The following is a 25,162-nucleotide window of genomic DNA, read 5'->3' on the forward strand; positions in this document are numbered from 1 at the left end:
ACTAGCAGAGCTCGTTCTACACCTCACAAAAGAAAAGCCCCGAGGACCTAGGTCCTCGGGGCTTTTCTTTTGTCGCAGCTAGGCTAGCTACGCGGCTGATCTTACATCATGCCGCCCATGCCGCCCATGCCGCCAGGCATACCGCCACCAGCAGGAGCTTTCTCATCTTCCGGCTCGTCCGAAATAACAGCTTCCGTGGTTAGGAGCAGGCCAGCGATGCTAGCAGCATTCTCCAGCGCCAAGCGCGTTACTTTGGTTGGGTCGAGGATACCAGCAGCTACTAGGTTTTCGTAACGGTCCTCGCGGGCGTTGTAACCGTAATCACCTTTGCCTTCGCGAACTTTCTGTACGACTACCGAGCCTTCGCCACCAGCGTTAGCTACGATGGTACGCAGGGGAGCTTCCAGCGCCGTGCGGATGATGTTTACACCCGTGCGCTCGTCGCTGTTGATCGTGTCAACGGCTTCCAGCGAGTCGAGGGCGCGCACCAGCGCAACACCACCACCAGGTACTACACCTTCCTCAACGGCGGCGCGAGTAGCGTGTAGGGCGTCGTCAACGCGGTCTTTCTTCTCTTTCATTTCTACTTCCGTGCTAGCACCGATGTAGAGGATAGCTACACCACCCGACAACTTGGCCAGGCGCTCTTGCAGCTTCTCCTTGTCGTAGTCAGAAGTAGTCGTGCCGATTTGGGCTTTGATCTCGTTTACGCGAGCCGTAATGCCTTCTTTATCACCGCGGCCATTGACAATCGTCGTATTGTCTTTGTCGATGATGATTTTTTCGGCTTGGCCTAGGTACTCAAGGGTAGCGCTGTCAAGCTTGTAGCCGCGCTCTTCCGAAATCACGGTACCGCCCGTCAACACAGCAATATCTTCCAGCATCGCCTTACGACGGTCGCCGAAGCCAGGAGCTTTTACAGCGGCAATCTTCAGCGAACCACGTAGTTTGTTTACTACGAGTGTAGCAAGAGCCTCGCCATCAACATCTTCCGAGATGATAACCAGCGGCTTGCCAGTCTGAACTACTTGCTCCAATACGGGCAGCAGCTCTTTCATGGTGCTTACTTTTTTGTCGTAGATCAGAACGAAGGGGTTTTCGAACTCCGCTTCCATCTTCTCCGGATTCGTTACGAAGTAGGGAGAGAGGTAGCCACGGTCGAACTGCATGCCTTCCACCGTTTTTACTTCGGTTTCAGTGCCGCGTGCTTCTTCAACGGTGATAACGCCTTCTTTGCCAACTTTATCCATGGCATCGGCAATCATCTTACCAATTTCAGCGTCGTTGTTAGCCGAAATGGTACCTACTTGGGCGATTTCCGAAGAGTTTTCGATCTTCTTTGACTGAGCCTTCAGGTTAGCAACGACAGCTAGTACTGCCTTATCGATGCCACGCTTCAGGTCCATGGGGTTAGCACCAGCGGCTACGTTCTTCGAGCCAGCGGTGTAGATAGCCTGAGCTAGTACGGTAGCGGTAGTAGTACCGTCACCAGCTTGGTCAGCCGTTTTGGAAGCAACTTCCTTCACTAGCTGAGCACCCATGTTTTCAACGGGGTCAGATAGTTCGATTTCTTTCGCAACGGTTACACCGTCTTTCGTAATCGTGGGAGCACCAAATTTCTTGTCAATAACCACGTTGCGGCCTTTTGGACCTAGGGTTACTTTCACGGCATTCGCCAGTTTGTCTACGCCGCGCTTCAGCTTGTCGCGGCCGTCGGTGTCGAATTGGATGTTTTTAGCCATCTTATTTAAAGAGGTTTAGAGCAGATAAGGGGGAGGGGAAGCTACTACAGTACGGCAAAGATGTCCGACTCCTTCATAATGAGGTAGTCTTGGCCATCAACGGTGATTTCAGTACCGGCATATTTGCCATACAGCACTTGGTCACCAACGCTCACCTGAGGCTTAATAGCTGTGCCGTTGTCGGCTACTTTGCCTTCGCCTACGGCTACCACTTCGCCGCGCTGGGGCTTTTCTTTAGCCGTGTCGGGGATGATGATACCCGATTTGGTTTTTTCCTCGGCGGCAGCTGGCGCAATGATGATGCGGTCGGCCAGCGGTTTAATGCTAAGTGCCATATTGTACGTTTTGGTTGAAAGGAGTTAAACGATATTGTGGGAACTAAACCCGTGCCCGCCAATGCACACTTCTTGTGCCATCCCGGCAAACCTGACAGAATGGACGCGACTGACGCTATACACGACAGCTAGGTCCAGTAGAAGCTGCCAAACATGTCAGTAGCACTCTGACAAAGGCGGGGCTAAGGGCCGGCAAATCTGCACAAAAAAAACCGGTGCCTCCTACTCAGAAGAGGCACCGGTCTGCGGAAGTCGGGTATAAAATTATGGGCTCTACTGTGCCGGTGGCGTAGTAGGCGTGGTAGTAGCGGGTGCCGGAGGTGTATCCGTGCGCGGCTGAGCAGGCTGGCCTGGTGCCGGAGCAGCAGGGGCAGCCGGACCCGTTGGGATGCGTGTCTCTAAGGCACGCTGCTGGTTTACGCTACGAGCCGGTGCACCAGCCGTGGCAGATCCTTGCAACACGTGCGTGCCCAACGACAGGATGATCAAGCCAATAGCAAAACCCCAGGTAAGCTTCTCTAATAGGTCGCCGGTGCGCTTCACGCCCATCAGGTTAGCAGCACCGCCCGCGCCAAACTGGCTCGACAGGCCACCGCCCTTTGGGTTTTGAGCCAATACAATCAGGCCCAACAACACACAAACAAGAATAATCAAGGTGATGATAGCAATGTACATCTACTCCGAAAGTTTCAGTTTTTGAATTTGGTCTGCAAAATACGCCATTTTTTCCGGCTGGCGCACCATAAGCCGTTCATATATTTCTATAGCGCGGTCGTTTTTGCCTTGCCGCACCATGATGAGGGCCAAGCTCTCCGATGCTAACTCCGGCTCGGCGCGCGTGCTTTTTACAGACAAATCGGCCTGCTCGTTAGCAGCTGGCGGCGTAGGTACCGGCGTCTTCAGCCGCGGCTTGTTGCGCAAAAACTGAGAGATTATATCAATAGAGGTGCGAGTCGGTGCCGCGGGTAGCTGTGCTGCTAAATGCGCTAGGATCAGCGCATCAGGTTCGAAGCTGCCAGTAGGTAAGCTTCGCGTTAGTTCGTCTGGGCTTTGCAAGCAATACCCCATGCGGCTGCCTACACCTAAGCTATAACCCACATCGGCAACCCCGTAGAAAACGGGTGCTGTGACAGTTGTGTCCTCAGCATCAACTGTATCAAGCTCCTCCGCTTCTAACAGTTCGTATACAGGAGCAATAGGAGGCGTTGACTCCATTAAGCCAAACTCAAATTGCGAAGAGCCGGCTTCGAGTGGCGGCCGGATAGGCGGCGCAATGGCAGGTAACAACTCCTCCGCTGATTGGACGGGTGACTCAGCTTGTTCAACTTCTACTGCCATTGGTTCTTCAATCTCTGCTCCAGCTTCCTTCGAAATAGAAGGCACTTCTTTGGTTGTCTCCGAAGAACCCGTTGGCTGCTCTGTTAGAGCTATTTCCAAGTGGTCCGTTGATTCAGGAGGCGCGGCAACGGCGGAAGTGGTAAGTTCTTCGCTGGTAGTCTCCAGAAGCACGTTTACAGGTTCTTCTACTCCTGACGAAGTTGCTTCTTCAACTGCAAGGGCTGTAGTGACTACAGCTGTGTTTTCGTCAATTGCTACCTCAGTTTCAGAATCTAACTCAACTGCGGCTTCGATGAAATCTGCTTCAGGGGCTGGTGCAAGAGCATCGATAGCGAACGGTTCGGGAGCTAGCGCTTGGGTAGTAGCCGTAGGCTCTGCTGATGCGGCAAGCACGACTATTTCGCTTGCTGGTAGTGCCGTATTGTCTACTTGCGGTGCAGCTAGTGCCGGGATAGGTGCTGTAAACTCAATGAGCTGCCGCAGAAGCTGCCGGTCAGTGGCATAGGTAGCGGCTCGCCGTAAGCGTTGGCTCGCTAACATACTGCCTCGATCGTGAGCGGCTTTCGCTAATAGTAAGTGAGCGGTCTGGCAGTAAGGGAAAGTAGTGGCGAGCTGCTCTAGCTCCCGGACTTTAGCGTCGGAAATCTCGCTTAGATGGTCCAGAACATGTAGCAGCGACGCACGGGTCATAGTAAATAAGACTGAAGGGTAAGTGTTGAGTGTTGGTAGATCCGCTGGTTGCCTTACCGTGAGGTAAGCTCTGGTGTTGAGGCAACTTGTGGGCAAAAGTCAAAACTTAACCTCAAAACTCAACACTTCTGGCTTTCATTACCAGTTGGCTACCGACTTGTTGAACACGTCGGTGATAATGTTGCGCAACACGTCGCGGGTAGCGGTGGGGTCGCTGTTGATGCTGGCAATGTCACGGCTAGCTGGGAAGTCGGCATTGCTTTGGAAAGTTTGCTCGAAGTCCTGCTTCGGGTCGCGGGCGTTAGTGAAACGCACACGTACCTGCACCGTTAGGCGGTTCACGCCAGCTTGGTCTACGTTGCCTTCCCGAGTAATGGCCGCCGGTGCAAAATCGTAAGCAACTATCTGTCCTTCAAACTGTAAGTCACCATCACGTGGCAACAATTTTAGCGTGGTATTGCGCTGGAAATAGTCTTTGAAGTTTTCCGTGAAGTTCTGCGCCAGGGCAGAAGGGCCATTGTTGGCGTTGTTCTGAAACGTCTGAATGGAGATGGTTTTGACCGTAGGGTCAATATTGGTCCCCGAAAATGAATAGATTTTGCAGCCACCTAGTATCGGCAGCAGCATTACGCATAGCCAACCGATAAGGCGCTGACTACAATTGTTCCAGGTCATACTGCTTTAGTTTACGGTAGAGCGTGCGCTCGGAAATACCTAGGTCGTGGGCGGCGTACTTGCGCTTGTTGTGGTGTTTCTTGAGCGCCTTCATAATCATTTCCTTTTCCTTGGCTTCGAGCGACAACGTTTCCTCTTCGGTCTCGTGCGGAATGTCTTCCACCCGTTGGGCTTCGTCCTCAAAGTCGGCCGCTTCATCAACGGCTAGGTCCGGAATAAAGTATTCAGATGACGTATCCGGTGCAGCCGGCCGATTCAGCCGAGGATTGCCATCGTAAGGCGCTACGTTGAGGTTCGTGAACAAATGGCTGTTCTGCCGCAATAGTTCCTGCGCTTCCGCCGGACGTTGCCCAGCAGCTAGGTCAAGGACAAGCTTCTTCAGATCGGTCATGTCGCGGCGCATGTCGAACAGCACCTTGTAGAGCAAGTCACGCTCCGAGTAAGCACTATTACCCGCCCCATCGCCCGTGCTACCGGAACCTAGCAACATAGGCAAACTGCTACTTTGCTGGGCAGGCAAGTACTGGCGTAGACGGTTGGCGTCTACCTCTCGTTCCGTTTCCAAGACCGACATCTGCTCGGCAATATTCTTTAACTGCCGGATATTGCCGGGGAAGCGAAAACGCTGCAATTCTACTACTGCGTCGGGGGGTAAGCTGATGGGCTTGACGTGGTAGCGCTCAGCAAAATCCGTAGCGAACTTGCGGAATAATAAGTAGATATCATCCCCACGTTCACGTAATGGTGGAACTGTAATCGGCACTGTGTTCAGGCGGTAATACAGGTCCTCCCGAAACCGACCCTCGCGCACAGCATCCAGCAGATTCACATTGGTAGCCGCTACTACGCGCACGTCGGTCTTCTGGATTTTGGAAGAACCAACTCGGATGAACTCACCATTCTCTAGTACGCGTAGCAGGCGCGCCTGCGTACCTAGGGGCATTTCCCCAATCTCGTCGAGGAAGATGGTGCCGCCGTTTGTTACTTCAAAATAGCCCTTGCGAGCTTCATTCGCACCCGTAAAAGAGCCTTTCTCGTGACCAAAAAGCTCTGAATCAATGGTTCCCTCTGGTATAGCGCCACAGTTGATGGCAATAAATTGTCCGTGCTTGCGGGGCGAGAGGGCATGGATGATTTTGGAAAATGACTCTTTGCCCGAGCCACTTTCCCCCGTAATCAGCACCGTCATATCGGTGGGCGCAACCTGCGCGGCCACCTGAATGGCGTAGTTCAGCGAAGGCGCGTTGCCAATGATGCCGAAGCGCTGTTTGATGCTTTGTATTTCGGAAGGTGTCAAATCTGGTCGTGTTAAAAGTCTGTTAGATTCCTTACAGTTATGCTAGGAAGCCTGTCTGTAAGTATTTCTAAACAGGAATTATCAGTTGCAATAACATAGTGCTCAGCGTTTGGCAGATAGGCTTCTAAAAGCACAGAATGCCAATGCGAGTTTTTGACTATGAATGTATTGCTAAGAGCTGGTCGTTGTTGAGATATTATCTCCCAGTATTTCAACAAGTACTCTTCAGCAGCTACCTGATAAGGTCCGAAGCGTTCAAAGTGAAAATCATAAATAAGGTCTTTCGAGCACACACTGTAAGTCAGAGTCCATTGTTTGACCTGGTAGAATAACCGAAGGTCATGTAACAGGCCAACATCTGAACAGGGTGTATTCCACCGTTCAAGAATCAATTGTGCTTCTTCCATGCGGAAGGGCGCTGCACAAACGAACTAAACAGCTTCTCCTAGCAAGGCCGCGCCCGTCGTGCTGGTAGCCAGCACGTTGACGTAGTCTCCCTTCTGGAAATTGCCTCTCGGGAAAATAACTACCTGGTTTTGGCTGTTGCGGCCACTCAGATGTTCCTGGCTGCGCTTCGAGGTGCCTTCTACCAGCACCTGATGCACCCGGCCTACCATGCGAGCGTAGCGGGCGCGGGCATGTAACTGCTGGCGGTCGATGATTTCCTGCAAGCGGCGCTTTTTCACTTCTAACGGAATATCGTCCGCTAGCTTACGGGCGGCTAGTGTGCCCGGACGCTCCGAGTAGAAGAAGTTGTAGCCCATGTCATACTGCGCGAAGTCGAGCAGGCTGAGACTGTCTTGGTGTTCTTCCTCGGTTTCGGAGCAGAAGCCCGAAATCATGTCGGTGCTAATAGCGCAATCCTCGCCCAAGATGCGGCGGATAGCGCGCACACGCTCCTCGTACCAAGGCCGGTCGTAGGTGCGGTTCATCAATTTGAGAACCCGCGAGTTGCCGCTCTGGGCGGGCAGGTGGATGTACTTGCAGATGTTCTCATGACGTGCCATTGTATGCAGCACCTCATCGGTGATGTCCTTAGGATGGGAGGTCGAGAAGCGCACCCGCAACGCAGGGCTTACCAGCGCCACGCGCTCCAGCAGCTGCGCAAAGTTGACATGTTCAGTGCCATCTTCGGAAGCCCATTTGTAGCTGTCTACATTCTGACCTAGCAGAGTAACTTCTTTATAGCCAGCAGCTACTAAGTCCTGGCACTCGCGCACGATGCTGTACGCGTCGCGGCTGCGCTCACGGCCACGGGTGAACGGTACCACGCAGAAGGAACACATGTTGTCGCAACCGCGCATGATGCTCACAAAAGCTGATACACCATTGGAGTTCAGGCGCACAGGTGTGATGTCGGCGTAGGTTTCCTCGCGCGAGAGCAGCACGTTTACCGCTTTCTGGCCGCCATCTACCTCGCTGATAAGGCGCGGCAGGTCGCGGTAAGCATCGGGGCCTACCACGAGGTCAACAATCTTTTCTTCCTCTAAAAATTTGGTTTTCAAGCGTTCAGCCATACAACCTAGCACGCCAACCAGTAGACCAGGATGCTGCTTCTTATGACCATTGATTTGTTTCAGGCGCATGCGCACCGTTTGCTCAGCCTTCTCGCGGATGGAGCAGGTGTTGAGCAGTACAAGGTCAGCGTCAGCGAGCTGTTCAGTGGTATCAAAGCCCTCCTCAAAGAGAATAGAGGAGACAATTTCAGAATCGGAGAAATTCATCTGACAGCCATAGCTCTCAATATAGAGCTTGCGCTGCCGGCCCGTACGGGTGCCGGGACTCACGCGGACGGCCTCGGCCGGCTGGTGGGCTTCGGCCGTGGGTGCAGTCGATGAATCAAGAAAATCTAGGGTGATGAGTGGCTGCGACATAATCATTCAAACACAGAAGGACGGCAAAGGTACGTCTTTACCCCGAAAAATGACAGAATGGCAGAAACGTAATTATGCTGTAGGAGTACGCCGTGATGGATTCTTCGGCTGATGTAGCATGGCGTACATCAACACCAAGCGCACCTAGGCGCGTTTCTACGGGATATTGGTGCCGAGCACTGCCAGTAACGCTTTGGCTTTCAGCAAACACTCCTCATACTCGTGCTCCGGCACCGAGTCATAGGTGATGGCGCTGCCTACTTGGAAGCTAAGGTAGCCGTTGACTTTATTATACTGCAAAGAGCGAATAACGACGTTGAAATCGAAGTCTCCATTGGGCCAAATGTAACCTAGGCTGCCGCTGTAGAGTCCGCGCCTAGTGCGTTCGTACTGCTCTATGAGCTGCATGGCCCGTATCTTAGGAGCTCCCGTCATAGAACCCATGGGGAAGGTGGCACGCAACAGATCAACGAAATCATGAGCTGGGTGACGACGCGCTTGCACGGTCGAAATCATCTGCCAAACGTGGCGGAAGCTGTAGAGTCCGAAGAGTTCGGGCACCTGCACGGAGCCGGTGCGGGCCACGCGCGCGAGGTCGTTGCGAACCAAGTCCACGATCATCAGGTTTTCGGCGCGCTCCTTCTCATCATGCAAGAGCTGCTGGCGCAACTGCTCGTCTTGCGCTGGCGTGTCACCGCGTCGAATAGTGCCCTTAATAGGCTGGGAAAGAAGAGTATCGCCATCCTGGCGTAAGAAACGCTCGGGCGAAGCGCAGAGCAGATAACGATCTTGCCACTTGTAAAAGCCGGCGAACGGTGTGGGCGAGATTCGGTTGAGCCGCAAGAAGGTGTCCACGGGCTCCAGGGCTACATGCTCAGCGTAGAATTCCTGACATAGATTGAGCTCGTATACTTCGCCATCTAAAATATCCTCGCGAATGCTGGCTACGGCTGCGAGGTACTCGTGTTTTGGCAAACGTGCTTGTATGCCTTGAATGCTGGGTTGGCTGATTTCGGTGGGAACGCAAGTCAGGATTTCGTCTAAAACGGTTGGTGGACCGTGAATTTCTACTTCTGTTCCGTGCCAGTAGAGCCAGATCTCAGGCTCAAAAAAATGAAGAGCCGGAAAACCTATGCCATCAAAATGACTGCTACTGAGTGCTTCAACCTCGTTCTTCAGGTCGTACGTAAGAAAACCGCAGCGCGGGGCTGTTGTCGGGTGTTGCAACCACGTGCGCAGCTCCTCTAATGACCTAGGTGCTACCGTCTCCGTTTGCCTGACCGCCAGCAACTGCTCGAATGACTCATGCGGATAGGCTAGCCCACTGGGCTCATAGTAAGCACAATAACGAAATTGTGCCGCCCAGTGCAGTGCCCGCTCCCGAAATTCGGCGGGCGAAATGGCCAAAGATTGAAGAGAAACTGTAGCTGCCAAAGAAGCAGATTTATAGGCGAAAGGCTAGGTTTAGCTAAGGTGTCACTTCAAGCTGGCTAACGCAATTTTAGCTTTGGTGTCGGTGCTGTTTTTGTATTCGTGCTTGGGCGAGTCGAGCACCTTTTGGAAGTACACACGCGCTAGATGTAGTTCACCATTGACCTGACAAAGATAGCCCATTTGCAACGCAGCTTGCGGGGCGAAGTAGTAGGGTGCCTGCCCCGCCAACGCAATAGTGCGGGTGTAAAACAGGCGAGCCGAATCTAAGAGACCTAGGCCATGATAAGCGCGGGCGCGGCGATAGGGCCATTCTAGCTGGTCGCGCAACGGCGTGGCGTTTACGGGAGAGAAGATCCGCAGTGTTGCCAACGCTTCTCGGTAGTAGCCACCATCGATTTGCAGGCGGGCACGGGTCAGTACGCGGTTCAAGGGTAATTCGTCATCGTAGAAGCGCTGTGCGTACGCGTCCTCCTCTACCACGGTACGACCGGTGGCATTGATCTGCTGGCGGTAACGGTCAGCGGCAGAGGTGTTGCCACCTAGCCAAGCCGCTAGGTAGAGCTTAAAGGCCGCGTCCTTGCGGTAGTGCTGACCGTGGTATTGTTCCAAAAATACCTGGTTGGCACGTTCAGCAGCGGCATATTTGCCTTGGTAAAGCAGCAAATCGGCAGCCATGTGGTGCAGGTAGGGAAGTAGCAGGTAGCTAGTACCTGCTGGTCGAGCACGGTAAGCCGCTAACGCCTGCTCCGTCTGGTGCTGGCGCTTGTGCAGGCTGATAGCTAAGTAGGTGTAGAGCAGATTGGTAGGCTGCTGCGCTGCCAAGCGTGTGAGTAACTGCGTAGCTTCCTCCGGCCGTTTATAATATGACTCCTGGATAAGAGCCAACAGAATCTGCGCTTCCGGTTGAAAATCGTTGGGGCGTTGCGCGGCCAGACCTAGGTTCTGTAGGCCAGCATCGGTGCTACCAGTTAAACCCAGCAGTTTCAGAAACCAACGGTAGCCTGGCGGAAGTGCGCCGATAAAAAACTGACACAAACCCAGCGTTTTCCGCGCCGGCAGAAAGTTGGGGTAGCGCTGCACCACGGCTTGCATCTGCAAATAGGCTTGGCGTAAGTTCCACGCGCCCTGTACTTCATGGCCAAACGTCACTTGGCTGGCCGCTTGGTGGAGCCGAATTTCCGCGGCTGCATAACGAGGCAGCGGGCCTTGTTCATTGGAGTGAGCTAGCTGCTCGAGCCGACGATCCTGCGCTTCCACAGCTTTTGCATAGCCTGCCGCCTCTTGGCTGATCATCAGCTCCGTGAAGTCGGCGCAATCGGCTACGAGTAAGGTGCTGGCGGCTGTGGGCGGCGCGGCGCGGAGAATGGTGCGGGCCGGTTCGGGGCGTAGTTTTAGTACTTCCGCGTAGGCTCGGCGTGCTTCGGGCAGGAGTTGACCGTTTGCAGGCGGTTCAACTAACGGCGCTTGCAAGGGTTCCCGCAGAGGTGCGCCGAGGGTTTCACAGAGGTGCGCAAAGGTCGTAATTAAGACGAGCACGAGTGCCCTTTGCGTTCTTCTACGAAATACTCGGGGCACCTCTGCGGGAAACTCCATAAGCTCAATAAAAAAGGAACGACCAAGGCCGTTCCTTTTTTGTTACAAGCGCTAGTAGCGTGAAACCTAGGCTGCTTTAAAGTCAACGTCGGCGAGTACGCGGCCACAGTGCTCACACACGATAATCTTTTTGTGCGAGATAATATCAGCCTGGCGCTGAGGAGGAACGGTGTTGAAGCAACCGCCACAAGCGTCGCGCTTTACCGTCACGACGGCGAGGCCGTTGCGTACGTTGCCGCGGATACGAGTGTAGGCCATCAACAAGCGGTCTTCGATGGGCTGGGTGGCTTTGCCACGCTCGTCCATGAGCGTTTTCTCCTCCGTTTCGCTTTCCGCTACGATGGTTTCTAACTCGCCTTTCTTGTTGGTTAGGTCTTTCTTGCGCTCTTCCAAGCGCTGCTTGGTGCCAGCTATTTCCGTGTTCTTCAGATCAATTTGGTATTGGGCCTCCTTGATCTTCTTCTCCGAGATTTGAATCTCTAGCTTTTGCAGCTCGATTTCCTTGGCAATTGCCTCGTACTCACGGTTATTGCGTACGTTCTGCTGCTGCTCTTCGTACTTCTTGATGAGGCCTTCGGCATCTTTAGCAGCTTGCTTGCGCTGCTTGATCTGATCGTTCAGACCAGCAATTTCTTCGTCGAACTTGCTAACGCGCACCTCGTAACCAGCAATCTCATCTTCCAGGTCGCGAACCTCTTCAGGCAGGTCGCCGCGCACGCGCCGGATTTCATCAAGTTGTGAATCAATGCGCTGCAGGTTCAGTAGGGCTTCCAGCTTACTGGCAACCGGGGTATCCGTGGAAGGATTAGAAATCATATCGGACAGGGTTTGTGGGGGTCTCAGCGATTAAGACCGCAAAATTACTGGTAAAGTTCGCGGTAAGCAAATCTTGGAATAGCTCACTGGTAAATTGCTCACTTTCAAAGTGACCAACATCGCAGAGCATCAACTGCCCTTCGGCGTTGAAAAACTCGTGGTATTTCAAATCGGCCGTTACGTACGCATCGGCGCTGGCAGCGCGGGCCTTGCCCGTCAGAAAGCTACCCGCACCGCCGCACAAGGCTACTTTCTTGATGGGCCTGTCGAAAGCCGTGTGTTTGACGACGGGCACGTCCAGGGCTTGGCGCAACCTAGCCCGAAACTCGCTCGGGCTTAACGCTTCAGGCAATTCGCCGATCATGCCAGAGCCGACTTCCTGGTGCTCATTTTCGAGGCGAATCAGATCATAGGCCACTTCCTCGTAAGGGTGCGCGACGCGCATGGCGCTCAGAACGGCGCGTTGGCGGTGCAGGGGCAGGAGCACTTCTACCCGTACTTCCTCTACGTGCTCGGGTTGGCCTGGCTCACCCTGGAAGGGGTTGGTATCAGGACCGGGGGTAAAGGTGCCGTGGCCGGGGAAACGGAAGCTACAATCGGTATAGTTGCCGATCTGCCCGGCACCAGCGGCGTAGAGGGCAGCGAGGAGTTGGTCGGCATATTCGGGAGGAGTGTACACGGCTAGCTTTGCCAGTTGGCCGCCTTTGGGTTCCAGAATGCGCAGCTTCTCCAGACCTAGCTTCTGAGCTAGCTTGCGATTGACGCCCGCTGCTACGTTGTCGAGGTTGGTGTGCGCGGCGTAGATGGCCACGTCGTGTTTGATGGCTTTGATGAGAGTCTGTTCAACTTCGTTGGCGCCGGTCAGGCGTTTCAGCGGCTTAAACACAACCGGGTGATGCGCCACGACCACATTGCAGCCGCGCCGGATGGCTTCTTCCACCACGGCGAGCGTACAATCTAAGCTGATAAGCACGCCAGTGACTTCCACCCGCGGGTTGCCGCACTGCAAGCCGGCGTTGTCATACGATTCTTGGTAGGCGAGGGGCGCCGCGGCTTCGAGCACGCGAGCTAGGTCGGCAACGGTTGTCATGTTATTCGGGAAGAATGGAAAAGCAGACAGGAACACTTTTGTGATCTACGCCTGCGTTGGATGGCGAAAGTTAGGTGGCTTGAGGTCTTACGGCATCCAGCACCTCCACGTAGCGCGCTACGTTTTCCGCCAAAGCTCGGCGTTTGTACTGCATAAGGTAACGTGGGTGGTCGAGTACAATGATCTGATCAAACAAGCCTAGCTCCTGATTTAGCTGCGTAAAGTACTTGCCATTGCGCCGACCCAGGCAAATAGCCGCGTGGCGGGCCACACCAACTTCCGCTACCTGACGACGCAGCGAATCCTGAATGGCGGGCCAGAGCGCGGCGGTTACGGCCGGAGAATCGTAGAAATTATAGTTGAGGCCGTGGCGTAGCAGCACAAGCGGGTAAAGGGAGCCCAGGAAAAAGTCTTGGTAAAAGGCCTGCGGACCGCCCATGGCGAGCACCACTTCTTGCACAAACTCGCTTGAAGGCTCGCGACGGCGGGGTAAGTCGTTGTCGATGCCCCAGGCAGCTAGAGCGACCGGATCGGTGAAGGCAACACCTGTGCGGCCGTTGCCTAGGCGGCCTGGGTTGATGCCGAGCAACGCCACTCGGGGCCGGTTATCGGCGTAATAACGCTGGGCAAACTGGGTGAACAACGCCAGGGGAGTAGGTTGTTGGTAGGGACTAATGGCCTCCACTTCTTCCGGTAAGGCAGCTGGTAGCGGAAAACTGGTGAGGAAATGCAGGAGGCGGTCGGCGAACGTAGACATGCTGGCGAAGGGAGGTCAAAGGAGGTGTTTGCTGTTCTTACGGCTTCAGCCGAAAGAGGGCGTGCCGTGCTATTCTGCCTGCAAACTTTAGTACTCAAAGTTCACTAATTCATTACCTCACCATATTCCCTGTATTTTTGCGGCTCTGCTACTTGTCTCGCTCTAGTTGATGCCGCTGTTGTCTTTCTTTCTGCTGCCTTTTGCCTGGCTTTACGCTGGCGTTATGGCTGTGCGCAACTGGCTGTACGATAAAGGTATAAAAGCAGGGGCTAGCTTCTCGGTGCCGGTTATTAGTGTCGGTAACTTACGGGTGGGGGGCACCGGCAAAACGCCCCACGTGGCCTGGGTTGTCCGCGAGCTGCTGGCCCAGGGAGAAAAGCCGGCCGTGCTGAGTCGCGGTTACGGCCGGCGTACGCGGGGCTATCGTTTGGCTAGTACCACCGATACGGCCGCTACGCTCGGCGACGAACCATTGCAGCACCACCAGGATTTTGGCGCAGCCGTGCCCGTGGCCGTGAGCGAAGACCGCCGGGTCGGCATTACGACCCTTGCCCAGCAGCAACCTAGCCTCACCACGGTTGTGCTGGATGATGCCTACCAGCACCGCCGCGTGCGGCCGACGCTGAGCATCTTACTCACGGAGCAGCACCGGCCATTTTACACCGACTATGTACTCCCGGCTGGTCGCTTGCGCGAGAGCCGGGGAGGTGCCCGCCGTGCCGACGTGGTGATAGTAACCAAGTGCGCCCCTAGCTTGCCCACCAGCACGCAGCATACCATAGCCGCCAGCATCAGGCGCTATGCGCGGGCAGGCGTGCCGGTGCTGTTTTCGACGTATCGGTACGGAGCGCCCGTGGCTATTACAGTGCAGGCCACGCGCCCAGGAACGAGCATTGTGCTGCTCACGGGTATTGCGCACCCTGAGCCTTTGCGCAACCATTTGCAAGCCCTAGGCTATCAGATCACCCACCATGCTGCCTTTACCGACCACCACGCGTTTTCGGCGGCTGATATTGCTGGGGTCGCTGCGCAATGTCGAGCCGGGCAGTGCGTTTTTACTACGCAAAAAGATGCTGCGCGCTTGCTAGCTCCCGAGCTGGCGACGGCAGTAGCGGCTTTACCTATTTTTTATATCCCGATTGACGTGCAATTTCTGGGTGATGGCGCCGCTTGCCTTCAGCAGATGCTCTCGTCGTTATTTCAGCCCCAAGCTGTTGTCTGACTCATTGTTGCCTTCGACTTTATTCGCGCCGTTGCGCTGGTTTTATGTTTGCTCGCGCCGGCTTTTCGGCGTAGCCCAAGCACCTAGCTTGCTGCTGTTGTGCTTGCTCAGCCTGCTTATGCTGCGCCCTGGTGCCAGCCGGGCGCAGATCCTGGACGACTCCACCAAGGCGCTGTACGGCCCGAAGACGACCCTGATTTTGCGCGAAGCCGACATTCTGCGCGAAAACTACAAGGGAGTGATGGTGGATACCTCCATCACCGACATTCAGCAGCAGCGCTACTGGACCCACGACAGTACGTATCAGCAGGACTTAGGCAACATGGGCACGGCTTCGCGCCCATTGCTGTGGCAGTTCACCCCGCAGATCGGCGCCCGTCTTGGCCGGGATGCGTTTAACCGCTACTTCCGCAACGCCAGCACCATTCCGTACTACGATACCCGTTCGCCTTATACGTTTATTCGCTACATTCAGAGCAGTGCCGGCGAGCAGGTGTTTGAGATTTCATATGCGCGCAGCTTGGGCAAGAATTTCAATGTGGGCGTGGCGTATGAGCGCATTGCGGGTAACAAGGCGCTGGATGTAGCGCGTAAATCAGGCCTGACAGAACAGTCTAATATTGTGCTGTTTGCACGTTATCAATCGGAGGATGGGCGTTACCACTTAGTTGGCAACTTCACGACTGGTCGGTATGCCGCAGCAGAACAAGGTGGAATTCGGCGGCAGTCCAACGATACTACTTGGTTCAACTATCGTCGGTCAAGAATCTGGCTAACGAATGCCACCAACCGGGATGACCGGGACGAGTTACATTTCTCGCACACGTACCAGCTGCTAGGACGTGGCCTGACTGCCTTTCACACCTTTGATTGGCGGCGGCAAACGATTAAGTATGTTGACACCAAGGTGCCGGGCATTGACATTGGCGCGGATTCGCTCCGCTTCTACGCTTTTAATCGCTATAATTTCGCTACCAACGACGATAGGGCCGATTACCGGCAATTTGAGAATACGATCGGGGTGCTAGGTCACAGCGACGCCGTAGATTATCGTCTGTACGCCCGCAGCCGCAATGGGAAGCTAACCACTCAAACGCTTTACCCAGATTTTGTGTTAACTAGCTCGCTTGGGCGGGCTACTAAGCCCCGGTCTGTGAATCAGCTTTTTTTAGGTGGTACGGCCGCATTTCGGTACAAAATCTTTGCTGTCGAGACGGCTGGCGAATTTCTGCCTTCGCTTGGCCAATTTGGTACAACTGGCAACAGCGCCGTTGGGGAGTACTGGTTTCGGGGAATAGCTAAAGCAGGACCGCTCAGTGGCGAAGTAGCTAGCAGCTCGTATGCACCCACACTTACACAAGATGAATTTCTTGGGGCGCACAATAACTGGAATCATCTAACCTCCGAGAACGAACAGCCTGATAACCGTTTCAGCTACCGATTTGATAATACCACGGTGCTTCAGTTTACGGGGCGTCTCAATCAAACTCTAGGCGTGCACCATCTGGAGGCTTCTGTGGCGGCCGTGAACATTGCTAGCTTGGTGTACTACGACCGTAACTCCCAGCCGCAGCAGCTCAATCAGGCCAAGCAGCTGCTGATCGTCGGCGCGCGGTATCGCTTCAGCCTAGGGAAGATGTTCCTGGATAATGAGGGCACGTACACCATTGGTGGCGATGACGAGGGCCTGCGCATTCCGGCGCTCGTGACCAACTCCAAGGTGTATTACCAAGGCTCCGTGTTCAAGAGTGCCGTATTCGGCCAGATAGGAGCGGAGGTGTACTACCAATCGCGCTTCCGGGCCTACGACTACAACCCCAGCATCCAGCAGTTCTATGTGCAGGACCACTTCACGATTCGTAACTACCCAATTGTCAGCTTGTTCTTGAACGCTGATATCAAAACAGTGTCCTTTTTTATGAAGATGGCTTACGTGAACCAGGGCTTATACCGCGATGGTTACTTTGCCACACCTTACTACACGGGCCTGCCGCGGCGCATTCAATTCGGTATCAAATGGCAGTTCTTTGATTAAAAAGAGTGACTGAGCGACTGAGTGAGTGGTCATACTACTTTGCTCAGGCACTTAGTTTTGCTTACTCAGTCGCTCAGTCACTCAGTCACTCCATTCATGAAAGAAAAAACCATCCTTAAGCTTAAGCTCAACACCGACCCTAGGTGGGTGGATATTGCCAGCAAAAACATTGAAGATATTCTCGTTGATCATGCTTACTGCGAGCAGAAAGCTGCTAGCACTGGCATTAGTCTGATCGTAAAATACCCGGAGAAAACCCGGCTTGTCGACGAGCTGACGGGGCTTGTGGCGGAGGAGTGGGAACACTTTGGGCGAGTGTTGCAGGAGCTGCGCAAGCGGGGCTTCGAGCTAGGTAAGCCGCGGCGCGACGAATACGTGGTGCAGCTCATGAGCCACGTACGCAAAGGGGGCGCCCGCGAGCGGCAGCTCATGGACCAGCTGCTCGTGTCGGCGCTGATTGAAGCTAGGTCGTGCGAACGGTTTAAGCTGCTTTGGAAACACATTCCTGACCCCGACCTAAGCCAGTTTTACTACGAGCTGATGGCATCCGAAGCCGGCCACTTTGTGGCCTACGTCGACCTGGCGAAGGAGTACTGCGACCCGCAGGAGGTGGATGCGCGCTTGCAGGAGCTGCTGAAGATAGAGGGCGAAATTGTGACGAATTTGCCCGTCCGCGACGACCGCATGCATTAGCCGCACTCAGTGAAGACATCCTAGGCTAGCCCGGTTGCGTATGCGACCGGGCTAACTGTTTTATAAGCCCATCGTTCTCGGCGCGCACGCTCGTGCCCGGCAGCCATGGCACCACCCGATAACAACGGTATGCCAACTCACTCCGATCCTGAAACGGCTATTCACGCCGTGAAGGACTTTATGCTGTTTATGCGCTGGATGTACGATTTACCCACGTGGCTGCTTGGGCTGCTGGTTGTGGGCCTGTTTGTGGGCCTGACGTTGCTTGGACTACGCTTTTTTCACAGCCGATTGCACCGAAGTGCGCTGGCTACGCTCATCGATAACGGCACTGTAGGCTGGTTTTTCTCCGGCATCTCATTGCTCTATGGACTTACCCTAGGTTTGCTTACCGTCGCTACCTGGGGCAATTTCACCGAATCGGCTGCTATTGCCTCGCAGGAGGCGGCCTCTATTGCTGCTCTCTACCGCGACTTGGCCGGTTACCCGGTCGGGCAGCAAGCCGTGCTAAAAGCAGAACTGCGGGATTATACGCGCTTTATTATTGAGAAGTCGTGGGCTGCGCAGCGCCAAGGTAAGATCAACGACAACGAGAACCTGGTGCTCGAAACGTTCCAGAATGACCTGCTGACGACGGACCTAGCAAACAATGAGCACCAAGCCTTACATGCCGAGGCCTTGCGCATGTTCAACAACATGGTGGAGCTACGCCGTCAGCGCATCGAATCGATCGGGGGCAGCGTGCCAGGAGTGCTGTGGAGCGTGGTGCTGCTTGGAGCGTTAGCCACGCTGGGTTCTTCCTTCCTTTTTTCGGTCCAGAATTTCGGCTTGCATGCCGCCATGGCGGGTTTGCTGGCCGCCATGGTCGGGCTGCTGATCTTTCTCATCATTGCCCTCGACCATCCCTATTGGGGGGAAGTGAGCGTGACGCCAGAGGCGTACCAACGGGTACTCAGCAACGTGATGGTACGGTAAACAAGTACGCCATAGCCCAGGGTTTAGCCCCTGAGCTATGGCGTACAGATGTGTAGATGCAAAAGCTAGGTTGTGCTAGCGTGGCGCAGAGTTTTCGCTTGCCACTTTAGGCTGCTCAACCGGCCCGGAAGCGAGCAATCCTGCTGGCACATCCAGCTTGCCGGTCTGGGGGTCAATGATGCCGTTTCGCTCATCCTCAATGTTGGTGGCTTGCGTGTAGACATCGCCGGCAATGGGGCGGGCCCGCAATTCCTGTTTGAACTGCCGAATGCGCTCGGTTCGCTCTTCGTTATCGGCTGGTCCGCCGTAATCGGGAAAGCCAAAGCCGCCCCATTCACTCACAATCAGGGGCACTTGGTGGCGGTAGAAAAATGGGTCGCCCACGACCAGTGGGAAGGCGGCCGTGCCTTCCATCTCGCCGTGTACCAGCCGGTCGAGCAACTCGCGCCACCGAGCTAGGTCGGGAGTGTAAAGGTGGGCCGTGAGCAGGTCCGACTTCAGACGGCCAGTGTAGGAAATGTGGTGCCAGCCGTCGTTGTCGACCACCAAGAACTGCGGGTGTGCCAGCTGCATATAGTGGTAAGTATCAACGATATACCGCTGCGTTTTCTCGTTGGTCGCAATGTCCTGCACGCCCCAGTCCTCGTTGTAAAGGCTCCAGATGACGATAGAAGGATGCGTCTCGATCAGGGCCAGCATGCGCAGCAGTTCGGCTTTGTGGTTGCGGCGGCTGCGGGCGTTGGAGCTGTGCGGGCTAGGCACTTCCACCCATAAGAGCAAACCTAGCTCATCGGCCAGGTTGTAGATGCGCGGGTCGATGCCGGCAATGTGCACCCGCACCAGGTTACAGCCTAGCTCCTTCATGGCGTACATGTGGCGCTGCATTTCAGCAAACGTCGCCGTACCGGGCTGGTACAGAATGCCATCGAGGTAAATGCGCTGATTGTTGAGGTACACGTGGCAGCCCCGCGCTTCTATTTTGCGCAGGCCGAAGTAGGCTTCAATCTGCGCTTCGTAGCCGTCACTGTCGATGAGCTGGGCTTCCAGTCGGTAAAGCGTCGGCGACTCCGGCGACCATAGCCCGGCGTTGGGCACTTCCATTACCAGGCGCTGCTGCTTCTGCCCGGCTTCCAGACGCATGGGAAAGTCGGAAACGGAGAGCGGCTCGGCATCGGACGATTCTCGGGCAAATACCTTGAGCCGCACGATGTAATTGCCGGGGTCGTGGATGCGTAGGGTTACGTTGAAGCGCACCAGCTGGTCTTCCACCACGCTAACGACCCCAAGGCGGGAACGAAGGCGGTTGCGCTCCACCATTTCCAGCCATACGCTGCGCACCGCGCCGGTGTAGGTTTGGTACCAGATGCCGCCGCGCTTGTACACGTGCGACTCCTGCTTGCCACGGGGCAAGTCGGCGTCCATCGTATCCACGATGCGCACGGTGAGGCGGTTGCCTAGGTGCAGAATCTCTTCGGGTATTTCGTAGGAAAACGAGGTGTATTCCCCGTAATGCACTTCCTCGCCTTCGATGGTGCGCAGCAAATGGCCATTGAGCCACACCCGCGTTTCGTAGCCGCAGGCCCCAAACGTGAGCTGGAACATGGAACGAGATTGTGGCTCGCCGCGCTCCGGCATCATGAATTCCCGTTCGTACCAAGCCACTACTTTGTCTTGCCACGCCACGGGATTCTGCTGCCCCTTAGCCTGGGCCATATGCATCTCCACCGAGCCGGGCCAGTTAGCGGTGTGCTCGTAGTTGTGCCCTAGGTACCACCCCTCACGCAGACCACAGTCCTCCACGTCGATGGCAAATTTCCACTCGCCGTCGAGCAGTTGGTGGTTGTTGAGCCGCAGCACGGCACGGGGCAGCGGGTTCTCAAGTTCTTCCTCGGAATGCTCCTCCTCACGACTTGCGGTGAGGCCTCGGTTGGTGTGGGTCAGGTCCATGCGTGGTGTTTAATAGTGAAAGCATAACCACTTGAGCCGCTGAAATGATTGGTTTTGTATTCAATCTCGGCCGTTGCGATTAAGTAAATGGATACGGTGCAGATGAATTTTTGGCTGCCGTAAGCAGTAATACCTAGGTAGTAGGTTTCGCAAAACAATGAACGCACAGGCCTCTTTTTACCAAGCTAAAGGGCATTTTGAATTCGCGTATTAACACGATATTACCGACGAACTTTCCCACCTACTTATTGTGCTGTTATGAAAACCTTTGCCTTGGGTGTTTGCCTAGCTATTGGAGCGCTGTTCAACTGTTCATCGGGCGCTGCCCACGACGAAAAAGCGGCGCCTGCACCTTCTATTTTGGTTTTTTACAAAACGAGTGGCTTTCGGCACGCGTCCATTCCGGTGGGGCTCAGGGCCATTCAGCAGCTAGGTCGAGAGCACACATTTGCGGTCGATACGACCAATAATGCCGCGGCCTTCACGAGCGCCGCTCTAAAGAAATACGCGGCTGTTGTTTTTTTGAGCACCACCCAGGATGTGCTGAACGCGGCGCAGCAAACGGCTTTTGAGCAGTATATCCGCTCGGGGAAAGGCTTCGTGGGCGTGCACGCCGCCACCGATACCGAGTACGAATGGCCTTGGTATAATGGGCTGGTTGGGGCCTATTTCTCCAACCATCCGGCCATACAAAAGGCCACCGTGAAGGTGATTGACAAAACGCACATGTCCACCTCTATGCTGCCGAGCACCTGGGAGCGTACCGACGAGTGGTACAACTTCAAAAACATTCAGCCCGACCTGAAGGTGCTGGCAACCCTAGATGAGAGCACCTACACCGGTGGGACCAATGGCGCCACGCACCCGATAGCTTGGTACCATGCCTATGATGGTGGTCGGGCGTTTTACACGGCCCTGGGGCACACCGATGAGAGCTACAGCGAACCGCTGTTTTTGCAGCACCTGCTGGGCGGAATCCGCTACGCTATTGGCCGCTAGCTTTCATGAGCCAAGAACAGGCAACGTACCGGCGGGAAGCCTATCTTTCGTCGATGATTACCAGAAAACTTCCCGCTCTACTTTTTGCGCTAATGCTCCTTGGGCTGGCGTACCTAGCTTTTCCATCTGCTGCGCTTGCGCAACAGGCCTCTGCTCCGCGAGATACGTCCTTCACCACGTACAGCGCTTTTGTTAAAGCCAAGAAAACGCATCCGGACATCACCATTGCCCGGCCTGTCGTCCCCACCACGATTCAGTCAAGGACTAATCTGACGTACTGCAGCATCGGCAGCCGAAGCTTGCAGCTCGATATTTTCTATCCCAAGGCCAAGCGGAAAAAGGGCTACCCAGCGGTGCTGTTTATTTACGGGGGCGGCTGGCGTTCCGGCGACCGGTCGCAACACGTGCCCATGGCGCAGCAGCTCGCGGCCAAGGGCTACGTCACGGTAACGGCTGACTACCGGCTTTCCACCGAAGCGCTGTACCCGGCGGCCGTGCATGATCTGAAGGCCGCCATCCGCTGGCTGCGGGCCAACGCCAAGCAGTACCCCATCGACACCACCAAAATAGCCGTTTGGGGCTTCTCGGCCGGTGGGCAGCTAGCTTCCCTCATCGGCACAACCAATGGCGACGCGCAGTTTGAGGGCGATGCGTGCTATAAAAGCCACTCCAGCAGCGTGCAGGCCATCGTCGATGTAGATGGCACTCTGGCGTTCATCCACCCCGAATCCGGCGAAGGCAACGATAGCAAAGGCACATCGGCGGCTACCTACTGGTTTGGTGCTTCCAAAACCGAGAAGCCTGAGCTGTGGCACCAGGCTGGCGCCCTAAACCACGTGACCGATAAAACGCCGCCCATTGTGTTTATTAACAGTTCCGTAGATCGGATGCACGCGGGGCGCGAAGACATGATCAAAAAGCTAGATACCTACCACATCTACCACGAAACACATGCCTTCCCGGAGGCTCCGCACCCGTTTCCGTTGTTCAACCCGTGGTTTGAGCCAACGTTGGCGTATACCGCGTCGTTTTTGGATAAGGTATTTAAAACGAAATAGTAATTCGGGAGCAACAAGCTAACAGGGCTAAACCGCCGAAGCGGTTATGAGAGGCGTCGAGCGGCAAGGCTTCTGATTAGCTAGACACGCAGCTCTGCCTCGCTTTATGGTGAAGAGCTGCTACTTGCGCTGCACGTAAAACGGAATGTTGGCCGTAGCCACGTTGTCGTGGCCGTCGTAGGCGTAGATAAACAAGCGATACGCTCCTTCCTTGGCAGGCGCGGTAAGCGTAGTTTGGCCCTTCGCACTCGCCGGAATCAAGCCTGGAATAGGAGCGGGGCGGCTTTCCCGGTCGCCGCCGGTTTTGAGGTCGGTGCTTTCCGGCAGCAGTTCCCACCGGTAGGTAATCGGATCTTGGTTGGGGTCCGTAACGGCAGCGACAACGGGGTAGCGCTGGCCGGGTTGCAAGTACACGTTGTCGGTGGCCTGCTTTCCATCGAGCCGGAACGAGGCTAGGTGCGGCGCCCGATTCTGGGGCCAGTTGCCGCTCCACAGGTACTGCATCACATCGACTACTTCCGATTCCTTGCCGTCTTCGGTGAAGATGCCGTACCATGTAGGCGTGCGCTCCTGCTTCTGCCCCCACAAGAACACGTAAGTACCTAGGCACTGCGTCTTGTCTTTGGCTACAGAGGCTTCATAGCGGCTCTGATACACGGCCGCTTTCTGACTACTGGTCTCTTCCACAGAGGCCTTCCAGGGCGTAACCGGGCTCTCCCAGTGACCTGTTGGGCCCCACTCGGCTACCACGTAAGGGCCCGTCCAGCCGGCGGTGCGCACCTGCTGCGGAATGGCGGCCAGCCCCGCGTAGGTATTGATACTGAGAATATCAACGGCCGAACACCTAGCCTTGATGTAGTCGACTTCCTTCTGATTGCAGCCCGCTAACACGGTGCTGGTGGGATGGTTGGGGTCGACTTCGTGAATCATCTGGGCGATCTGCTGCACGGCGTCCCAAACCTTGGGGTTGGTGTACTCTAGGTTCAGCTCGTTGCCAATGCCCCAAAAGAGCACGGCCGGATCGTTCTTGTACTTTAGCACCTCAGCACGCAGCTTTTGCAATTGCGTGGCTACGGCTTGCGGGTCGTTGTAGTCGAAGCCGTGTCGCTCGCGGGCCACATCAAGCCCCAGCATAACGGTAAGGCCATTCTTGTTGGCTTCGGCTAGTACTTTATCTGCGTTGTCGGTGCCCCAGGTTCGGATGGAGTTGCCGCCGTACGCCTGGATGCGCTCTGGAAACTGACCACCTCCAGCCCCTTTAATAAAGTAAGGCTGCCCGCCACGTCGCAGCTCGTAGCGCCCATCCGTTTGCTTTACTTCAACTTTAACAGGACCAGTTTGGGCGTACCCAAACGTGGAAAGAGCCAATAAGGAAAGAATGAGAGGAAACTTCATGGGGTGGGATAGCGCGGTTGAAGGCAGTATTTTACATAAATGACGCGAGTATCCCGCCAAAGTGAGCACGAACTCACTCCGGCAAGCGCAGTAATTTGACGACGCTTTCTAGAGTGTTTAATGGTAAATAGCTAATGGTCAGGTGGTCTACTGCTAAGCGTTTACACGCATAGCAGGCCTAGCCTGGTGCAGGGCGCGGTGGCTAGGCCCTTGCCAACGCTTGCGAAAGCGCGTGAATAGCAATGCGCCCGGCAGCATTACAGTAGTGGTGGAAAGGCTGGCTACTTCCCAAAAACTCATACCCGGCATGCGCACCAACACCTCCGCCACAAGCGCCACATAAATCTCTAGCACCGATAAGTACATAAAGCTGTAGTGTAGCTGTCGCCACGAGCGGGCGGGCTTTTTCCGCAGTACCGGTATCATGCCCAGGCTCAGCGTGATAGAACTAAGTAGAGCGGCTACGTGAAAAATGCCGAACCCGTGGTACTGCCGGTAAATGGTGAAAGACGTAACCAGCATAACGGCCATACTGATCACGTATCCATAGCCTAAGCGTTGGTGGAGCTTGCCCCGCTTGGGTAGTACCAACACAGTGGTGCCCAGAAGCAAAGAAGCTAGCGCTGCGATAAGGTGTAGTAGCCCCCAAGTGCTGTAAACTAATGTAGGCATGCGGTACGCGTCGTGTTCGGCAGCCGCTGAGGGCTGCTTGGCCAGTGCTAATGGCAGCTAAGCCAGCTAGTTGATGTTAGTGGCAGAACAGGAGCAAACAAGGATTGTTCTGCTTCCGGCCAACGGCTTAGTTGAGTTTTTGACTGCTAAGCCCAACCATGCCGACCTAGCTCACGTTATATAGTGCATACACCATTTCCCTTGTCAATCATGAGCATCTTTGGTTCTAATAATCAGCAAAGCGGTACAATGGGCGGCCTCATTTCGGGCCTGTTTCGGACCTTCTCCGGCGGTAATCCTCCCGCTGGTGATGCTGGTACAAGCAGCAGAAACACCGGAGGCATCAACCGCAAGCTAGCAGGCGGCGCACTACTAGCCGCTGGTGCCGCTTACCTATACAACCGCTCAAAAAATAAGAAAGCAGGTCTTTCTAACCTAGGTTCTAATATCTAGGCTACCCACCCGCCTAAGATACAGAAGCCCCAGCCGTCAGCCTCTTATAGGCTGCGGCTGGGGCTTCTGCAT

Annotated in this window: 22 protein-coding genes; 7 read left to right on the forward strand and 15 right to left on the reverse strand. The window is 55.1% G+C overall.

Translation table 11 applies throughout. From position 1 onward, the window contains the following. Nucleotides 1-101: 101 nt before the first annotated feature. The 12 genes from groL to SD425_RS11795 all read right to left on the reverse strand — a co-directional run bounded on the left by groL (nucleotide 102) and on the right by SD425_RS11795 (nucleotide 13,641). Entirely contained in the window at nucleotides 102-1,742 is a 1,641-nt protein-coding gene (gene groL / locus SD425_RS11740; protein ID WP_324678727.1) for a chaperonin GroEL, read from the reverse strand. Between the two features lie 44 nt (nucleotides 1,743-1,786). Beyond that, nucleotides 1,787-2,077, reverse strand: coding sequence for a co-chaperone GroES (groES, locus tag SD425_RS11745; protein ID WP_086596013.1), 291 nt, complete (start codon nucleotides 2,075-2,077; stop codon nucleotides 1,787-1,789). Nucleotides 2,078-2,350: 273 nt separating this feature from the next. Continuing rightward, a complete protein-coding gene (gene secG / locus SD425_RS11750) occupies nucleotides 2,351-2,752 on the reverse strand; it encodes a preprotein translocase subunit SecG (RefSeq protein ID WP_324678729.1) in 402 nt (133 codons plus the stop codon). Continuing rightward, nucleotides 2,753-4,105 (reverse strand): hypothetical protein, encoded by a 1,353-nt coding sequence (locus tag SD425_RS11755; RefSeq protein WP_324678732.1) that lies wholly within the window; start codon nucleotides 4,103-4,105, stop codon nucleotides 2,753-2,755. 138 nt (nucleotides 4,106-4,243) lie between these two features. Further along, a complete protein-coding gene (locus SD425_RS11760) occupies nucleotides 4,244-4,780 on the reverse strand; it encodes an LptE family protein (RefSeq protein WP_324678734.1) in 537 nt (178 codons plus the stop codon). Continuing rightward, complete coding sequence (locus SD425_RS11765; RefSeq protein ID WP_324678737.1) at nucleotides 4,761-6,077, reverse strand: sigma-54 dependent transcriptional regulator; 1,317 nt, start codon at nucleotides 6,075-6,077, stop codon at nucleotides 4,761-4,763. The genes SD425_RS11760 and SD425_RS11765 overlap by 20 nt, the downstream gene beginning before the upstream one ends. 431 nt (nucleotides 6,078-6,508) lie before the next feature. Next, the gene (gene miaB / locus SD425_RS11770) at nucleotides 6,509-7,951 is read right to left on the reverse strand and encodes a tRNA (N6-isopentenyl adenosine(37)-C2)-methylthiotransferase MiaB (RefSeq protein WP_324678739.1); all 1,443 of its coding nucleotides are present in this window, start codon (nucleotides 7,949-7,951) and stop codon (nucleotides 6,509-6,511) included. 156 nt (nucleotides 7,952-8,107) lie between these two features. Then, nucleotides 8,108-9,358: an anthranilate synthase component I family protein gene (locus SD425_RS11775; RefSeq protein ID WP_324678741.1), complete on the reverse strand. Its 1,251-nt coding sequence runs from the start codon at nucleotides 9,356-9,358 to the stop codon at nucleotides 8,108-8,110. A gap of 69 nt (nucleotides 9,359-9,427) precedes the next feature. Beyond that, nucleotides 9,428-10,921, reverse strand: coding sequence for a DUF3808 domain-containing protein (locus SD425_RS11780; protein WP_324678744.1), 1,494 nt, complete (start codon nucleotides 10,919-10,921; stop codon nucleotides 9,428-9,430). A 123-nt stretch (nucleotides 10,922-11,044) separates the two neighbouring features. Beyond that, the gene (locus SD425_RS11785) at nucleotides 11,045-11,794 is read right to left on the reverse strand and encodes a zinc ribbon domain-containing protein (protein ID WP_324678746.1); all 750 of its coding nucleotides are present in this window, start codon (nucleotides 11,792-11,794) and stop codon (nucleotides 11,045-11,047) included. Continuing rightward, on the reverse strand, nucleotides 11,784-12,884 hold the full coding sequence (locus SD425_RS11790; protein WP_324678748.1) for a Nif3-like dinuclear metal center hexameric protein: 1,101 nt from the start codon (nucleotides 12,882-12,884) through the stop codon (nucleotides 11,784-11,786). Before SD425_RS11790 ends, SD425_RS11785 begins: the two co-directional genes overlap by 11 nt. A gap of 70 nt (nucleotides 12,885-12,954) precedes the next feature. After that, nucleotides 12,955-13,641, reverse strand: coding sequence for a uracil-DNA glycosylase family protein (locus tag SD425_RS11795; RefSeq protein WP_324678750.1), 687 nt, complete (start codon nucleotides 13,639-13,641; stop codon nucleotides 12,955-12,957). A gap of 169 nt (nucleotides 13,642-13,810) precedes the next feature. Here SD425_RS11795 and lpxK point away from each other — a divergent pair, with 169 nt between their 5' ends. The 4 genes from lpxK to SD425_RS11815 all read left to right on the forward strand — a co-directional run bounded on the left by lpxK (nucleotide 13,811) and on the right by SD425_RS11815 (nucleotide 18,566). Further along, nucleotides 13,811-14,863, forward strand: a complete 1,053-nt coding sequence (gene lpxK, locus SD425_RS11800) for a tetraacyldisaccharide 4'-kinase (protein WP_324678752.1) — start codon at nucleotides 13,811-13,813, stop codon at nucleotides 14,861-14,863. Beyond that, nucleotides 14,856-16,898 (forward strand): putative porin, encoded by a 2,043-nt coding sequence (locus SD425_RS11805; RefSeq protein WP_324678754.1) that lies wholly within the window; start codon nucleotides 14,856-14,858, stop codon nucleotides 16,896-16,898. The genes lpxK and SD425_RS11805 overlap by 8 nt, the downstream gene beginning before the upstream one ends. Nucleotides 16,899-16,994: 96 nt before the next feature. After that, nucleotides 16,995-17,591 carry a tRNA-(ms[2]io[6]A)-hydroxylase gene (locus SD425_RS11810; protein ID WP_324678756.1) on the forward strand — a complete coding sequence of 199 codons (597 nt, stop codon included), beginning with the start codon at nucleotides 16,995-16,997 and terminating at the stop codon, nucleotides 17,589-17,591. 105 nt (nucleotides 17,592-17,696) lie between these two features. Then, entirely contained in the window at nucleotides 17,697-18,566 is an 870-nt protein-coding gene (locus tag SD425_RS11815; RefSeq protein ID WP_324678758.1) for a DUF4239 domain-containing protein, read from the forward strand. Between the two features lie 75 nt (nucleotides 18,567-18,641). Here the strand turns inward: SD425_RS11815 and SD425_RS11820 are convergent, their stop codons facing one another. Continuing rightward, nucleotides 18,642-20,513, reverse strand: coding sequence for a glycoside hydrolase family 2 protein (locus tag SD425_RS11820; RefSeq protein ID WP_324678760.1), 1,872 nt, complete (start codon nucleotides 20,511-20,513; stop codon nucleotides 18,642-18,644). 258 nt (nucleotides 20,514-20,771) lie between these two features. Between SD425_RS11820 and SD425_RS11825 the strand changes: the two genes are divergently transcribed. Both SD425_RS11825 and SD425_RS11830 read left to right on the forward strand, forming a co-directional pair. Beyond that, entirely contained in the window at nucleotides 20,772-21,512 is a 741-nt protein-coding gene (locus SD425_RS11825; RefSeq protein ID WP_324678762.1) for a ThuA domain-containing protein, read from the forward strand. A 5-nt stretch (nucleotides 21,513-21,517) separates the two neighbouring features. Then, nucleotides 21,518-22,570: an alpha/beta hydrolase gene (locus tag SD425_RS11830; RefSeq protein ID WP_324678764.1), complete on the forward strand. Its 1,053-nt coding sequence runs from the start codon at nucleotides 21,518-21,520 to the stop codon at nucleotides 22,568-22,570. A 120-nt stretch (nucleotides 22,571-22,690) separates the two neighbouring features. On the opposite strand, the gene SD425_RS11835 is transcribed toward SD425_RS11830, so the two are convergent. Beyond that, nucleotides 22,691-23,965, reverse strand: a complete 1,275-nt coding sequence (locus tag SD425_RS11835) for a glycoside hydrolase family 2 TIM barrel-domain containing protein (RefSeq protein WP_324678766.1) — start codon at nucleotides 23,963-23,965, stop codon at nucleotides 22,691-22,693. Nucleotides 23,966-24,118: 153 nt separating this feature from the next. Beyond that, nucleotides 24,119-24,637, reverse strand: coding sequence for a hypothetical protein (locus SD425_RS11840; RefSeq protein WP_324678768.1), 519 nt, complete (start codon nucleotides 24,635-24,637; stop codon nucleotides 24,119-24,121). Nucleotides 24,638-24,847: 210 nt separating this feature from the next. Here SD425_RS11840 and SD425_RS11845 point away from each other — a divergent pair, with 210 nt between their 5' ends. After that, nucleotides 24,848-25,090 (forward strand): hypothetical protein, encoded by a 243-nt coding sequence (locus tag SD425_RS11845; RefSeq protein ID WP_324678770.1) that lies wholly within the window; start codon nucleotides 24,848-24,850, stop codon nucleotides 25,088-25,090. The last annotated feature ends 72 nt before the right edge of the window (nucleotides 25,091-25,162 follow it).

It is taken from the genome of Hymenobacter sp. GOD-10R (genome assembly GCF_035609205.1).
GTDB lineage: Bacteria > Bacteroidota > Bacteroidia > Cytophagales > Hymenobacteraceae > Hymenobacter.

Coding starts and splice junctions, on each gene's coding strand:
- SD425_RS11820 (WP_324678760.1), bottom strand. CDS start 20,513: ATGGACCTGACCCACACCAACCGAGGCCTCACCGCAAGTCGTGAGGAG.
- SD425_RS11790 (WP_324678748.1), bottom strand. CDS start 12,884: ATGACAACCGTTGCCGACCTAGCTCGCGTGCTCGAAGCCGCGGCGCCC.
- SD425_RS11830 (WP_324678764.1), top strand. CDS start 21,518: ATGAGCCAAGAACAGGCAACGTACCGGCGGGAAGCCTATCTTTCGTCG.
- groES (WP_086596013.1), bottom strand. CDS start 2,077: ATGGCACTTAGCATTAAACCGCTGGCCGACCGCATCATCATTGCGCCA.
- lpxK (WP_324678752.1), top strand. CDS start 13,811: ATGCCGCTGTTGTCTTTCTTTCTGCTGCCTTTTGCCTGGCTTTACGCT.
- SD425_RS11845 (WP_324678770.1), top strand. CDS start 24,848: ATGAGCATCTTTGGTTCTAATAATCAGCAAAGCGGTACAATGGGCGGC.
- SD425_RS11810 (WP_324678756.1), top strand. CDS start 16,995: ATGAAAGAAAAAACCATCCTTAAGCTTAAGCTCAACACCGACCCTAGG.
- SD425_RS11825 (WP_324678762.1), top strand. CDS start 20,772: ATGAAAACCTTTGCCTTGGGTGTTTGCCTAGCTATTGGAGCGCTGTTC.
- SD425_RS11755 (WP_324678732.1), bottom strand. CDS start 4,105: ATGACCCGTGCGTCGCTGCTACATGTTCTGGACCATCTAAGCGAGATT.
- secG (WP_324678729.1), bottom strand. CDS start 2,752: ATGTACATTGCTATCATCACCTTGATTATTCTTGTTTGTGTGTTGTTG.
- SD425_RS11785 (WP_324678746.1), bottom strand. CDS start 11,794: ATGATTTCTAATCCTTCCACGGATACCCCGGTTGCCAGTAAGCTGGAA.
- groL (WP_324678727.1), bottom strand. CDS start 1,742: ATGGCTAAAAACATCCAATTCGACACCGACGGCCGCGACAAGCTGAAG.
- miaB (WP_324678739.1), bottom strand. CDS start 7,951: ATGTCGCAGCCACTCATCACCCTAGATTTTCTTGATTCATCGACTGCA.
- SD425_RS11835 (WP_324678766.1), bottom strand. CDS start 23,965: ATGAAGTTTCCTCTCATTCTTTCCTTATTGGCTCTTTCCACGTTTGGG.
- SD425_RS11795 (WP_324678750.1), bottom strand. CDS start 13,641: ATGTCTACGTTCGCCGACCGCCTCCTGCATTTCCTCACCAGTTTTCCG.
- SD425_RS11760 (WP_324678734.1), bottom strand. CDS start 4,780: ATGACCTGGAACAATTGTAGTCAGCGCCTTATCGGTTGGCTATGCGTA.
- SD425_RS11815 (WP_324678758.1), top strand. CDS start 17,697: ATGGCACCACCCGATAACAACGGTATGCCAACTCACTCCGATCCTGAA.
- SD425_RS11840 (WP_324678768.1), bottom strand. CDS start 24,637: ATGCCTACATTAGTTTACAGCACTTGGGGGCTACTACACCTTATCGCA.